Here is a 12,757-nt window from a genome sequence, read left to right on the forward strand (position 1 = left end):
AAAGAAGAGAGAAGCTTCCCGAATATCGAGAGCTTCTCTTTTTCAATTATTTTTTATTAATCATCTTAGATAACGTATTAAAATCAAGTTGTTTTCCATCAGCAACAATAGAAGAAACGATTTTATCTTCCATTTCTTTTGTGACTGGTTTGTTTGCAATTTGAGATACACGCTTGATTACATTGCGAACTGTTTTTTCATCTTTAAAGTTTGCATTTTGTAATGAACCAGCCAGTTCAAGAATGTCTTTCATATTAACGCCCGTTTTCTTTTCAACATTTTTGAAAAATTGATTATCCATTCTTAAAACCACGCCTCCTTTTTAAGCTACTCTCATCTTATGAAAGAAACAAAAAAAGGTGATTTTTTGAACAGGAAAAAGACCGTTTCTTTGAACAGAAACGATCTTTCTTCCTTCACACTTCCTTTTGGAGATTAGTTGTAAAAGCTAGCTCCAACAATAATTAACAAGATGAATAATACAACGATTAATACGAAAGTTGATCCGTATCCACCGCCGTTGCCACCATAGCCGTAGCCGCAATAGCCGTAACCCATATCAAGTCACCTCACTTTTCCTTGACTTACTATAACGTATGTAAGCGACCTGAAAACGTGTAGGCTTTGTCCTATATCTAAAAAGTTTTAGCCTTTTGGCTTAAATATTAGAGCACCGATAAATGCAAAAACGATTGCTGATGAAATACCTGAGCTTGTAATTTCAAACATGCCAGTTAATACCCCAATAATTCCATGCTGTTCAGCTTCTTGAAGGGCACCGTGAACAAGAGTATTCCCGAAATTTGTAATTGGTACAGTTACTCCAGCACCTGCAAAATCTGCTAATGGTTCGTATAATCCCAACCCGTCTAATACTGCTCCAATAACAACAAGCGTACTTAAAGTATGTGCAGGGGTAAGCCGTGCTACATCAAACATTAGCTGCCCGATTACACAGATTGCACCTCCTACAACAAATGCCCAAAAAAACATAGCGAGCATCTTCTTCCCTCCCTTATTCGTTCATTTCAATAGAAACAGCATGGGCAATACAAGGAATGGTTTCATTTTGTTGAACAGTAAGCGGCGAAAGCAGCGCTCCTGTTGCAACGAATAGAATTCGCTTGTAAGTTCCCTTTTTCATTTCATTTAACAGATGTCCATACAAAACTGTTGCTGAACAACCTGCCCCGCTTCCACCGGATTGAACAGGTTGATCTTCATGGTAAATTAACATCCCACAATCCTTAAATTGCTCTTTATTAATTGGTAAGCCTTCCTGTTGCAATAATCCAAACGTTGTCTCATGTCCAATTTTCCCAAGATCACCTGTCACAATTAAGTCGTAATATGAAGGATCAATTTCTAAATCCTTAAAATGAGCTAAGATTGTATCAGCTGCAGCAGGAGACATGGCTCCTCCCATATTAAAAGGATCCGTTAGACCTAGATCAATGACTTTTCCTATCGTGGCTGATGTTGTGACTGGCTTCCCACTTTCATTTCCCTGATTTGCTTTTACTAAGCCAACACCTGCACCTGTTACGGTCCATTGAGCAGTAGGGGGCTTTTGTCCACCGTACTCGGTAGGGTAACGAAATTGCTTTTCCACAGCCGCATTATGGCTCGTAGCACCTGTCAGGATATAATTTCCTCCTCCATAATTAACAAAAAAAGAGGCAAGTGCAAGTCCTTCCATAGATGTTGAACAAGCACCAAATATACCGAGATAAGGTAGCTTCAATTGTCTGGCAGCAATGCTAGTTGGAGTAATTTGATTAATGAGATCTCCAGCAATCATAAACTGAACATCATCTACCGTCACACCTTCTTTTTCAAACGCTGTATTTGTTGCAACTTCAAGTAAGTGGCGGTGGGCTTTTTCATAAGAATCTTCTCCCATCCATAAATCATCGAAGAGAACATCAAAATCATTTGATAATCTACCATTTGCTTCGAATGGACCACCAGTCACACCTGTAGCAGCAATAACGGGGCGATTATTAAATATCCATGATTGTTTTCCTTTCAGCATTATATTGCCCCCAGTTTGATTAATATCGTCTTAATTAATGCAACCACAAACGCTGAAAAAACCCCAAATAAAACAACTGAACCAGCTAGTTTAAATAAGTTCCCCCCAACACCAAGTACAAATCCCTCTGTTCTATGTTCGATGGCAGCAGAGATGACCGCGTTTCCAAAACCAGTTACAGGTACCGCACTACCTGCCCCTGCAAATTGGCCTAAGCGGTCGTAAACCCCAAAGCCTGTTAAAAGCATGGAGATAAATACCATCGTTGCTACAGTAGGATTACCTGCTGTTTGTTCTGTAAAGCTAAAGAAATAAATATAAAAATAGGTGATAGCTTGACCAATCATGCAGATGAATCCTCCAACTAAAAAAGCCTTTAAACAATTTTTAAAGACCGGTCTTTTTGTTTCAAAATTCTTCTCAAACTGCTTATATTGTTCTACCTCATTTGATTCTGGCTTTTTGTTCCCCACCTTTACATGCTCCTTTCTAAGTTAATTCTTTTTTCAGCTTAATGATTTCTTCGAGATTTTTCTTTGCATCCTTTTTGGAAAAATCCGGATTTTTCATTTTATCATTTAACTCAACGGCTTCTAAAAATATTTTATAATCACTCGAAACAATGAAATTTTCCTTCGGGTACTTTTCTTCAAGCATTTTATTGATTTCCCCTTCAATTTTAACCATATGAAAGCGTTGCAGATGCTTCACTTTATAAGCTACTAATATTTCCTCCTCACCTTTGATGACAGCAACATCATAAAGTTCATCAAATTTAGCCACATCCTTTTTTATTGAGGCCACTAATTTATGATCTTTTTCTTTTTTCTCATCAAGAATAATTGGATCGGGGTCACTTTTTTGAATTAAAGACATCCCACTGTGCTGAGTAGCGTCAGTATTACAGGAAGTAAGCAAGGCGGCTAATGCAGTTATAAAGGTGAGAGTGAGTGATTTTTTCATATCATTCCATCCTTTGTTCTTATTCTTGTAGTTATTTTTTCAATAATTGAAGATTTTATGTTGGATTACATTTGTCTATTTATTCCATACTCATTTGTTTTCAAAGGTTTAAGTAATATTTACAATTTCTTCATTAAATTCATAAATTGATATGCTAATGTCGAAATAGAGTGAAAAAGGTCAACTTGATCTTTTTTCAGGGAAGGAGCTTTTTTAATGAATTCAACCGCTTTATTCAGTCAAAACATTATCCAACTTCACACATATAGTGATTTAGAAATCCGAAAAGAGTTTCAGACCCTGTTAGCTAAGAAACAATTAAGAACGGTTTTTCAGCCAATTGTTGATCTCACTAATGGCAACACCTTAGGATTCGAAGGATTAACGAGAGGTCCTCTCCAAAGCAGATTCCAATCACCACTTCAACTATTTAAGTATGCAGAAGAATACGGCTCGTTATATACACTTGAAAAAATAGCTAGAGAACTGGCTTTTGAAAATAGCTCAACCATTCTTAGTAAGGACGAAAAGTTATTTATAAATCTGAGTCCTCAGGTGATTTATGATCCAAGTTTCACTCCAGGACATACCGTATCCTTGCTTAAACAATATAAACTCTCCCCTCAAAACATTGTGTTTGAAATAACTGAGAGAAGTGCAATCGAGGATTTTTCTGCCTTTACCAAAGTCCTTCATCATTATCGTGACCAAGGATTTCAAATTGCTGTTGATGATGCAGGAGCAGGTTATTCTTCTCTCCAAGCTATTTCAGAAATTCAACCTGATTATATAAAGGTTGATCGCTCCCTGATAAGCAAAATTCACGAAAACAATGTGAAAAAACATATTCTGGATGCATTTGTAACCTTTGCAAAAAAAGTGGATTCTATTATTATTGCGGAGGGCATTGAATTAGAGGAAGAGTTAGAGGCTGTCATTCAATTAGGAATTGATTGTGGACAAGGTTTTTATATATCCAAACCAAGCTTTCCTGTCACAAAAATAGATGAGACACTTGTAGAAAAGATCATCAGCAAACAAACACAAATAAACAATAAAAGATTACAAAAACCTGTGATTGTCCAACTTGACGACGAAATTTTAATTATGAACAAAAATATAATAATAAAAAAAGTAGTTGTCGAACAACTACTGCAAACCCCAAAGAAAGAATAAAAAATCCTGCTTCTAAAAGAAGCAGGATTTTTATTATCTAGATAGTAAGTGATATCCAGAATCTACATGTAAATTTTCACCAGTCATTCCGCGTGACAGATCGCTAAATAAGAACAATGCAGTGTCTCCAACCTCTTCTTGTGTTGTTGCATGCCTTAGAGGAGAATTCTCTTCAATTTCCTTAAGAATCAAATTAAAATCGCTGATTCCCTTAGCTGATAATGTTCTTATTGGACCAGCTGAAATAGAGTTCACTCGAATATTGTTTGGGCCTAAATCATTTGCTAAGTATCTTACACTTGCTTCTAGAGAAGCTTTAGCCACACCCATTACATTGTAATTCTTTATTACACGCTCTCCACCAAGGTATGTTAGTGTAACAATGCTTCCTCCTTCTGTCATTAGCTCTCTCGCTTCTTTCGCAACCGCTGTTAATGAATAAGAGCTAATATTATGAGCTAGTAAGAAGCCATCTCTAGTTGTATTCATGTATTCCCCTTGCAGTTCTTCCTTGTTTGCGAACGCGATACAGTGAGCAATACCATGAATTGTTCCAACTTGTTCTTTGATGGATGAGAAGCATTTTGCGATGTCCTCATCAGAAGTAACGTCACAAGGAATTAAAAGAGCTTGTTGACCTTCTAGTGTTTCAACCAATTTACGAACTTCATTTTCAAACCTCTCTCCTGCATATGTGAAGATTAAGTTTGCCCCCGCATCATGTAAAGAGCGAGCAATCCCCCATGCAATACTACGCTTATTAGCAACGCCCATTACAACTATATTTTTTCCTTTTAAAGAAAGGTTCATTATGTATATCCTCCTAAATCAGAATCTGTTATTAGTACCTAGTACTAATATTACATGAATTTTATCAAAAAGAAAAGTCTTAATGATAAAGATAGTCTGCTGGGGGCCGCCAGCAGACTAATTTTACATAAGAAATTCTAACTCCCTCTTTAACTCTTCAACATACTCCTTAGAACCTGTTACGATTAAACGATCATGTAAGTGAAGCTCCGTATCTCCATGAGGAACGATCGTTTCTTTTCCACGGAAAATCCGCACAAAAATGACATCTCCCGTAAATGGGAACTTTCTAAGTGTCATTCCTTCATATTGTACATTCATTAATTGAATTTCATATAATGCATTTTCCTGATTGGTAAGAATATTCAATACGCTCGGAGTTTCAATTAACGCACGTAACAATGCCTTTGTTGACAGGAAGATAGAGAATACCTCCACGTCTTGTGCTTTTAGATCCTCCTCTAAATCCTGTGTTTCAATCCTTGCAATAACCCTTTCTACTCCTCTTTCTTTGCATGCTGTTGCTAAATGAGCATTGATTTCATCACTACCTGTAGAAACAACGATAATATCTGCATGAAGTACATTTGCCTTTTCGATTGTTTCAAGCTCAAAATCTGGAATTTCTACAATATTAAAGAGAGAGTCTGCAATTTTATATGTCGCTTTTTCTTGCTTCGTATGATAAATTGTTGGTTCATAAAGACTATCTTCTAGTTGTCTAGAGACTGGCATGGTTAATTGATTGGCACCAATAAAAGCAATCTTCAGTTTTTTCACTTGTACCGATTCTTTTGGTAACAGCTTTTTAAACACAATTGGTGTGAATATACATGTAATGACTGCTACTAAAATAAGCATTCCACTCATTTCATTCGTAATCACACCCATTCTCTCCCCAATCGTAGCAGCTGCAATCACTAAGGAAAGTGTTGAAGTTAAAATAAAGCCTGATGCCATAACGGTTTTGAAATCATACCATTTCATTAAAACTAGAGCTGGGATAATCTTTGATAGGAGCAAAGCGATCAACAGAAGAGGGATAAGTATTATGACCTTCGGATCACTGAAAAGCTCCCATATATTTAACCCCACTCCTACCATTACAAAGAATATAGGAATTAAAAAGCCATAACCAAAGGAATCAAGCTTATGAACTAATTCCTGATTCGGTGATAATAATGACACGAGTACTCCCGCTAAAAAAGCTCCTAGAATATTCTCCGCTCCAACCGTTTCAGAAAGTCCAACAAGAACAATGATTAAAGTAAATACTCCTCTTGTACCAATTTGAATCGTTCCTGTGGAAAGTGGTTCCAATATTTTATTGTTTTTAAATCTTTTCGCAACAAGGTATAAACCAACACCTACAGCAAAAAGAACAAGTAGTAGCCATGTGTTGCTATCTCCACCTCCATATAAAGAAACGAAGACAGCTAGCAAAATCATTGTAACTAAGTCAGCAATTACCGCCACAAGGAGGATGATTTGACCAATATTGGTCTTCATTAATTTTCCTTCCTTTAAAGTCGGAACGACAACACCTAAAGAAATCGTTGAAATAATCAACGTCATTAAAAACGCATTCTCAATAAATCCTGCCAGGACGAATAGATACGATAAAACCAATGACACAATAAAGATACCTATGAAAACAATGGTTGCAGCAACAAAGGTATTCGGTTCCTCCTTACTGCCTTTCTGTACTTTATTTCCACTTTTCTTAAAAGCAGAAAAATCAATTTCAAGTCCACTTAAGAACATCAAAAAAATAAATCCAAGAGTCGACAATGTTTCTAGCCACATGTCTTCATGAACAATATCAAAACCGCTTTTCCCAATGATTAGACCGACAATGATCTCAGCAACCACCACTGGAATAAAGTTTAATTTAAACCGATGTAATAGAATTGGTGTTAAGAATGCAACAACTACTACTATTAATAAAGATGTAACGGAAGCACCATGTTCCATTTGTTTCCCCCCTAGCTAATCAAATATCCCATAAATATAGTGGCCATACCTAAATAAATGAGAAGACTAATAATATCGTTTACCGTTGTAATAAAAGGACCTGATGCAACAGCAGGATCTACCTTGAGTCTGTGCATAATTAGTGGAACTAATGCGCCCGCTAGTGTGGCAACGATCAAAGTCAGCAGGATGGATATCCCAACGAGCATACCTAAGAAAATATCTCCTTTCCATAGATATACAATAATCATCACTAACATTCCACAAGTGGTTCCTGTTATCACACCTGTTCCTGCTTCTCTTACCACTAGCTTTGATTTCTCCTCATTTTCGAGATCACCAGTTGCAAGTCCTCTAACAGCTACAGCCAAGGCTTGAGTACCGGTATTTCCTGCCATACCCGCAATCAGAGGAATAAACACTGCCAAAATAGCTACTTGGTCTAAGGTTTGTTCAAATCGCCCCATTAAATTTGCAGTAATCATTCCTAAAAACAAAAGAATAATTAACCACGGCAGTCTTTTTTTCGCAGCGGAGAGTGGGCCTCTATCAAAACTATCGATCCCCGAGACAGCCGCTAGCTTTGAATAATCATCAGATGCTTCCTCTTCCATAACATCCATTACATCATCTACGGTAATAATTCCGAGAAGATGGTTTTGAAAGTCAACAACCGGTAAAGCTAAGAAATTATAGTCTTTCATTTTCCTTGCAACTTCCTCTTGGTCCTCTCCAACCCCAACAGAATGAACACGTTCATTCATAATCTCTTCTACCATCTGATCATCATCACTGACTATTAAATCCCTAAGGGAGATAACACCAACTAACCGCTTTTCATCGTCTACGACAAACAGATAATAGATGGTCTCAGCGGTTGGTGCCTCCCTTTTTAAAATATACATCGCAGAACGTATGGTTTGATTTGCTGCAATCGAGATAAACTCTGTAGTCATAATACTACCTGCTGTATACTCTTCATAGTGAAGTAACTCTTTAATCTCTTCCGCTGCCTCATTATCCATAATGGCAAGATAACTCGCAACTTGGTCTTTACTCAGCTCATTAAGAACATCTACAGCATCGTCAGTATGCATATTTGCAAGCATTTCAGCTGCATAAGTCGGTGTCATTTGCGAAAGAACTTCTTTGTAATCTTCATCCTCAATTTCTATATTCTCGAAAATCCCAGCCATTTCTTCTGGGGACATATAATGATAGATCTTAGTTTGGATCTCTTCTTCCAAATCCTTAAAAAATGAAGCTTGATCATATGGATGTAATTCTAAAAATTCTTCTCGAAATTTCCGTATATCTTCATTTTGTAAAGATTCGAATAATAAATCAAAATCAATATGTTGTTTTTTTTCTAGACTGTTATCAGCCATTATTTCTCCTCCTTCCTCCCTATACACTCATCTTTGTAAGTTTACCTTTCCCTAAATCAAACATGAAAAAACACACGGTGGAGAATCATAATGTGATGAAAATTATGAGAAAATAGTTTGTAGAGACGGGAAAGGAGAGTATAGGTAAAAAATGAAATTAGATATCATTGGTGACATTCATGGATGCTTCGAGGAATTCAAGCTGCTAACAAATCATTTAGGCTATGAGTGGTGCAACGATTTTCCCTTTCATACAGAACGCAAACTAGCTTTTGTTGGCGACATAACAGATCGTGGGCCACAATCCCTTAAAATGGTCGAGCTTGTCTATTCTATCGTTATGGATCAAAAAAGCGGGTATTACGTACCGGGTAATCATTGTAACAAACTTTATCGTTTTTTTCTCGGTAGGAACATTCAAGTAACTCATGGTCTTGAAACAACTGTTGCAGAATACGAGGATTTAGCAAAAAAGGAAAAAAACGAAATCCGTGACAAATTCATTCGCCTTTATGAGTCCGCTCCTCTTTATCACGTGTTAGATAATAAAAAACTTGTCATTGCCCACGCTGGAATAAAAGAGGATTTAATCGGGAAACAAGGTGAAAGAGTAAAAACATTCGTTCTATACGGCGATATTACTGGAAAAACAAACCCCGATGGGACACCAGTTAGACGAGATTGGGCAAAATCATATCACGGAAATGCAACAATCGTCTACGGTCATACACCCGTAAGGGAGCCAAGGATTCTGAATAATACGTATAATATTGATACAGGCGCAGTGTTCGGAGGGAAACTAACTGCTCTTCGTTACCCAGAGATGGAACTTATATCTGTCCCTTCTTCCATGCCTTTTGTTCAGGAAAAATTCAGGCCATTTGAATAAAAAATAACAAAGTTATTCAAAAAGCCTTGTCATTTCCTTTGGTAATGGAGAGGAAAACATCATTTCTTTTTGAAAAATGGGATGAAAAAAGGTTATTTCTCGACAATGTAATGCCTGTCGCTGTATAAGTTCTCGTAAACCGCCATATAAATCATCACCCAAAAGAGGATGTCCAATATGTTTCATATGCACTCTTATTTGATGAGTTCTACCTGTTTCAAGACGTAGCTGTATGTGAGTGAATAATGCAAAGTTACGTTTAACCATATAGTGGGTACAAGCATATTGGCCATCAACTGTAACTTCTCTTTCAATAATGCTATCCTTTTTTCTTCCAATCGGTGCGACAATCGTTCCTTTCATTGTTGGCAAAGCTCCGTGAACAAATGCTTCATAAGTCCGGTGAACTCCACCACTCTTTTGCTGTTTGCTAAACAAGTGGTGAATATGCCGGTGCTTTGCAATCAATAAAATGCCAGAAGTATCGCGATCAAGGCGTGTAACTATATGAGCCGTTGATTGAAGATTAATGGATTGATAGTAGCCAACTAACGCATTAGCAACACTGCCTGTAGGATGTTCCCTTGAAGGAATTGAATTCATCGCAGCCGGCTTATCAATTATTAATAAATAGGGATCTTCGTATAGAATGGATAAGGGGATTTTCTCTTCGACTATCCCCTCACTATGTTTTTCAGGTGGATAATATACTTCAAGAAGATCTCCTGATTTTAACTCATACCTAACCGTCATTTCCGCTCCATTTACCAAAATACGACCACCATTGAATTTGATATCAGTTAGAGCTGTTTTTGAAATTTCTTTTTCTTTTAAATAATCTCGTATTAAAACCCCAGCATGTGTTTCATTAATAACCCATTGAAGTTTAAATTGTGACATAAACGATCTCCTGCTTGTTAGTTATCCGCTACGAAAGAATCTCTTACTCTCTTCCAAAATGGGAAAGGTCGGAAACGAGCAAAACGAATCTTTTCATCTGCAACACGAAACTGAATGGATTTAACATCTTTATGAAGAAGAGTTAAATGATCAATGGTTAATTGAAAATCTGGTCCATTTACCGGTTTTAGCATACATGTATGATGAGCCGGTAACACAAGTGGGGACCCGATTGTTCGAAACACTCGGTTATTGATCGATGCCATCTCAGCTAATTGTATCGCAGGTAATGATGGATGAAGAATCGCTCCACCTAACGCCTTATTATACGCGGTACTTCCAGATGGAGTGGACAAACAAAGTCCATCACCACGAAATCGTTCAAACTGCTGCCCGCGTATTTCAACATCCATCACTAATGTACCTTCCACACTTTTGACAGTGGATTCATTTAACGCCAAATATCTCGTTTCTCTTCCACCATGTTGGTAACGAACGATGACCTCTAACAATGGATACTCAATGACTTGATAGGGTGTTTTAGCAATTGCAATGACAAGCTTCTCAATTTCCTCAGGGATCCAATCGGCATAAAAACCTAGATGTCCCGTGTGAACACCAACAAAGGCGGTTCGATCTAAGCGGCTACTATAGCGATGGAACGCATAAAGTAGCGTTCCATCTCCACCAACTGAAATCACAATATCTGGTTGATCCTCATCGTATACAAGTTCAAAATCCTGCAAATAAGTTCTCATTTTATGCATGAGAGTATTAGATTTTGAGTCTCCTTTTGACGTAATCGCAAATTTCATGACCAAGTTCGCTCTCTTCTATAATTAATTATTTCCCTCTTGATGCAGCTCTTTTTTCCTTGAAAAGAAAGCTTGTGCATCCTGGATTTCCCCACGAATAAGGGACATTTCTTCATCAAGTCGAAAAGCAGCTTCTGCTGCTCTTTGTAGTCTTACTCTAATATCCTCAGGAAACTGCCCACGATATTTATAATTTAGGGAATGCTCAATCGTTGCCCAAAAGTTCATTGCGAGTGTTCGAATTTGTATCTCAACTAGTATCTTTTTCTCCCCTTGAATCGTCTGAACAGGATATCGTACAACTACATGGTAAGACCGATATCCACTTGCTTTCTTATGAGAAATATAATCTCTTTCCTCAACAATTTCAAAATCATTTCGAAGTCGGAGAAGTTCCACAACCCTTTTAATGTCATCCACAAATTGACACATCATCCGAAGGCCTGCAATATCCTGCATTTCTGTCTCTAACTTATCCAGGGGAATCGATTTTTGATTGGCTTTATCTAAGATACTTGCGATTGGCTTTACTCTACCTGTAACAAATTCAATCGGTGAGTGAGAGGATTTCATTTCGAATTGCCGCCTCATCCCCTTGAGCTTTACCTTTAATTCTTCCACCGCTTGATTGTAGGGTGCCAAAAATTTTTCCCAGTGCTTCATAAAGTCACCTCATCCGGACCATTATTTTATATTGGTGGGTGATATTAGTTACAAAAACACTCTTCTACTTTTGTAACCATTTCCTCTCCATAGTTGCTATTACCTTTTATATTGTCAATTAAGTACAATAATTCTTCCTGTAGGTTTGGTAACACAATAGTATCTTCACCATTAGAAAGCTTATATTCACAATTGTTTCCCAAACCTTCTTTTAAGATTGGCCATGTATTGAGAGTTAGCTCAATATACATAAAGCTATCATCTTTTTCAACAATGTATACAAAAGCCAATTCATTTGAATCAACAAGTACTTGACCTGTTGCACTTAGCTCTTTTATCGAATAATCATTGTTTACTACTAATATCACTTCATTTTTTTCATTTTTGATTGCTTTTTCCACATAAATTTTTTCTCTCATTTTTAATACCTCCACACTTCCCCTATTTTATCATAAGTGGCTGAATTATCCACTTCTCATGCAATCACATATTGAAATTGAAGACGTAACAACCGATAATTAAACATAGCACGAGTAGAGAGAGGAAGAACAATCTTGAGCCAACATATCGAAATTGAGTTTAAAAACATGCTCACAAAAGAGGAATACCTTCATTTGATAACCGAATTTTCGATAAATGAAACTATGATTGATACGCAAATTAACCATTATTTTGACACAGAGAAATTTCAACTAAAAGAATTAGGCAGTGCCTTGCGGATTCGTGAAAAGGAAGGGCGATTTGAGCTTACATTAAAACAACCCTTAGTGGTTGGCCTTCTTGAGACCAATCAGGAATTATCAAAGGACGAAGCCTTCACTATGTTAAAAGGTGCCGCTCTTCCAAGCGGAATCGTAAGGGAACAATTAGAAAAAAACAATTTTCCTATCAATAAGCTTCAATATTTTGGTTCTTTAACGACGAAACGGTGTGAGTTACAATATAAAGGTGGTTTATTAGTTCTAGACCATAGTTTATATTTATTAAAAGAAGATTATGAGATAGAATATGAGGTCGAGGATCCAATAGAGGGTGAATTGACTTTTAAGCAACTGCTCCAAACCTTTAAAATTCCCATTCGAGTGACTGAAAATAAAATCAAACGTTTTTACAATCAAAAATACTCACTTCATTGAGGTGTCAT

The 12,757-nt window shown here is 37.0% G+C and carries 16 protein-coding genes; 3 read left to right on the forward strand and 13 right to left on the reverse strand.

All coding sequences use genetic code 11. The features are described from left to right. Positions 1-46 precede the first annotated feature (46 nt). The 6 genes from ACVBAX_RS10670 to ACVBAX_RS10695 all read right to left on the reverse strand — a co-directional run bounded on the left by ACVBAX_RS10670 (position 47) and on the right by ACVBAX_RS10695 (position 2,998). On the reverse strand, positions 47-301 hold the full coding sequence (locus tag ACVBAX_RS10670; protein ID WP_119707282.1) for a stage VI sporulation protein F: 255 nt from the start codon (positions 299-301) through the stop codon (positions 47-49). A 134-nt stretch (positions 302-435) separates the two neighbouring features. Next, positions 436-558 (reverse strand): YjcZ family sporulation protein, encoded by a 123-nt coding sequence (locus ACVBAX_RS10675; RefSeq protein WP_119707281.1) that lies wholly within the window; start codon positions 556-558, stop codon positions 436-438. An 87-nt stretch (positions 559-645) separates the two neighbouring features. Further along, positions 646-1,002 carry a stage V sporulation protein AE gene (gene spoVAE, locus ACVBAX_RS10680; RefSeq protein WP_430773668.1) on the reverse strand — a complete coding sequence of 119 codons (357 nt, stop codon included), beginning with the start codon at positions 1,000-1,002 and terminating at the stop codon, positions 646-648. A gap of 13 nt (positions 1,003-1,015) precedes the next feature. Next, positions 1,016-2,035 (reverse strand): stage V sporulation protein AD, encoded by a 1,020-nt coding sequence (gene spoVAD / locus ACVBAX_RS10685; RefSeq protein WP_447117028.1) that lies wholly within the window; start codon positions 2,033-2,035, stop codon positions 1,016-1,018. Further along, positions 2,035-2,508: a stage V sporulation protein AC gene (gene spoVAC / locus ACVBAX_RS10690; RefSeq protein ID WP_430773666.1), complete on the reverse strand. Its 474-nt coding sequence runs from the start codon at positions 2,506-2,508 to the stop codon at positions 2,035-2,037. Before spoVAC ends, spoVAD begins: the two co-directional genes overlap by 1 nt. A 16-nt stretch (positions 2,509-2,524) precedes the next feature. Then, complete coding sequence (locus ACVBAX_RS10695) at positions 2,525-2,998, reverse strand: sporulation protein (RefSeq protein ID WP_430773665.1); 474 nt, start codon at positions 2,996-2,998, stop codon at positions 2,525-2,527. A 216-nt stretch (positions 2,999-3,214) separates the two neighbouring features. On the opposite strand from ACVBAX_RS10695, the gene ACVBAX_RS10700 reads away from it, so the two are divergent. Continuing rightward, positions 3,215-4,174 (forward strand): EAL domain-containing protein, encoded by a 960-nt coding sequence (locus ACVBAX_RS10700; protein ID WP_447117029.1) that lies wholly within the window; start codon positions 3,215-3,217, stop codon positions 4,172-4,174. Positions 4,175-4,207: 33 nt separating this feature from the next. Here ACVBAX_RS10700 and fabI read toward each other — a convergent pair whose 3' ends face one another. The 3 genes from fabI to mgtE form a co-directional block, all read right to left on the reverse strand. After that, positions 4,208-4,984: an enoyl-ACP reductase FabI gene (gene fabI / locus ACVBAX_RS10705; protein WP_430773663.1), complete on the reverse strand. Its 777-nt coding sequence runs from the start codon at positions 4,982-4,984 to the stop codon at positions 4,208-4,210. Positions 4,985-5,107: 123 nt separating this feature from the next. Beyond that, positions 5,108-6,958: a monovalent cation:proton antiporter family protein gene (locus ACVBAX_RS10710; RefSeq protein ID WP_447117030.1), complete on the reverse strand. Its 1,851-nt coding sequence runs from the start codon at positions 6,956-6,958 to the stop codon at positions 5,108-5,110. An 11-nt stretch (positions 6,959-6,969) separates the two neighbouring features. Beyond that, complete coding sequence (mgtE, locus tag ACVBAX_RS10715; RefSeq protein ID WP_430773660.1) at positions 6,970-8,346, reverse strand: magnesium transporter; 1,377 nt, start codon at positions 8,344-8,346, stop codon at positions 6,970-6,972. A gap of 151 nt (positions 8,347-8,497) precedes the next feature. Between mgtE and prpE the strand changes: the two genes are divergently transcribed. Beyond that, positions 8,498-9,235 (forward strand): bis(5'-nucleosyl)-tetraphosphatase PrpE, encoded by a 738-nt coding sequence (prpE, locus tag ACVBAX_RS10720; RefSeq protein ID WP_447117031.1) that lies wholly within the window; start codon positions 8,498-8,500, stop codon positions 9,233-9,235. A gap of 12 nt (positions 9,236-9,247) precedes the next feature. Here the strand turns inward: prpE and ACVBAX_RS10725 are convergent, their stop codons facing one another. Genes ACVBAX_RS10725 through ACVBAX_RS10740 form a run of 4 tightly spaced genes read right to left on the reverse strand, consistent with a single transcriptional unit; the run spans position 9,248 to position 12,032 of the window. Next, on the reverse strand, positions 9,248-10,135 hold the full coding sequence (locus ACVBAX_RS10725; RefSeq protein WP_447117032.1) for an RluA family pseudouridine synthase: 888 nt from the start codon (positions 10,133-10,135) through the stop codon (positions 9,248-9,250). 17 nt (positions 10,136-10,152) lie between these two features. After that, a complete protein-coding gene (locus tag ACVBAX_RS10730; RefSeq protein ID WP_447117156.1) occupies positions 10,153-10,950 on the reverse strand; it encodes an NAD kinase in 798 nt (265 codons plus the stop codon). 24 nt (positions 10,951-10,974) lie between these two features. Further along, positions 10,975-11,613: a GTP pyrophosphokinase gene (locus ACVBAX_RS10735; protein WP_066054880.1), complete on the reverse strand. Its 639-nt coding sequence runs from the start codon at positions 11,611-11,613 to the stop codon at positions 10,975-10,977. Between the two features lie 44 nt (positions 11,614-11,657). Further along, positions 11,658-12,032: a UPF0738 family protein gene (locus ACVBAX_RS10740; RefSeq protein ID WP_447117033.1), complete on the reverse strand. Its 375-nt coding sequence runs from the start codon at positions 12,030-12,032 to the stop codon at positions 11,658-11,660. 135 nt (positions 12,033-12,167) lie between these two features. Here ACVBAX_RS10740 and ACVBAX_RS10745 point away from each other — a divergent pair, with 135 nt between their 5' ends. Then, positions 12,168-12,749, forward strand: coding sequence for a CYTH domain-containing protein (locus ACVBAX_RS10745; RefSeq protein ID WP_447117034.1), 582 nt, complete (start codon positions 12,168-12,170; stop codon positions 12,747-12,749). Positions 12,750-12,757 lie beyond the last annotated feature (8 nt).

This window comes from Robertmurraya sp. GLU-23 (genome assembly GCF_052983275.1).

Bases quoted from the DNA above. Each gene is read 5' to 3' on its own strand.
- ACVBAX_RS10670 (WP_119707282.1), bottom strand. From the start codon at position 301: ATGGATAATCAATTTTTCAAAAATGTTGAAAAGAAAACGGGCGTTAAT.
- ACVBAX_RS10675 (WP_119707281.1), bottom strand. From the start codon at position 558: ATGGGTTACGGCTATTGCGGCTACGGCTATGGTGGCAACGGCGGTGGA.
- spoVAE (WP_430773668.1), bottom strand. From the start codon at position 1,002: ATGCTCGCTATGTTTTTTTGGGCATTTGTTGTAGGAGGTGCAATCTGT.
- spoVAD (WP_447117028.1), bottom strand. From the start codon at position 2,035: ATGCTGAAAGGAAAACAATCATGGATATTTAATAATCGCCCCGTTATT.
- ACVBAX_RS10695 (WP_430773665.1), bottom strand. From the start codon at position 2,998: ATGAAAAAATCACTCACTCTCACCTTTATAACTGCATTAGCCGCCTTG.
- ACVBAX_RS10700 (WP_447117029.1), top strand. From the start codon at position 3,215: ATGAATTCAACCGCTTTATTCAGTCAAAACATTATCCAACTTCACACA.
- fabI (WP_430773663.1), bottom strand. From the start codon at position 4,984: ATGAACCTTTCTTTAAAAGGAAAAAATATAGTTGTAATGGGCGTTGCT.
- ACVBAX_RS10710 (WP_447117030.1), bottom strand. From the start codon at position 6,958: ATGGAACATGGTGCTTCCGTTACATCTTTATTAATAGTAGTAGTTGTT.
- mgtE (WP_430773660.1), bottom strand. From the start codon at position 8,346: ATGGCTGATAACAGTCTAGAAAAAAAACAACATATTGATTTTGATTTA.
- prpE (WP_447117031.1), top strand. From the start codon at position 8,498: ATGAAATTAGATATCATTGGTGACATTCATGGATGCTTCGAGGAATTC.
- ACVBAX_RS10725 (WP_447117032.1), bottom strand. From the start codon at position 10,135: ATGTCACAATTTAAACTTCAATGGGTTATTAATGAAACACATGCTGGG.
- ACVBAX_RS10730 (WP_447117156.1), bottom strand. From the start codon at position 10,950: ATGAAATTTGCGATTACGTCAAAAGGAGACTCAAAATCTAATACTCTC.
- ACVBAX_RS10735 (WP_066054880.1), bottom strand. From the start codon at position 11,613: ATGAAGCACTGGGAAAAATTTTTGGCACCCTACAATCAAGCGGTGGAA.
- ACVBAX_RS10740 (WP_447117033.1), bottom strand. From the start codon at position 12,032: ATGAGAGAAAAAATTTATGTGGAAAAAGCAATCAAAAATGAAAAAAAT.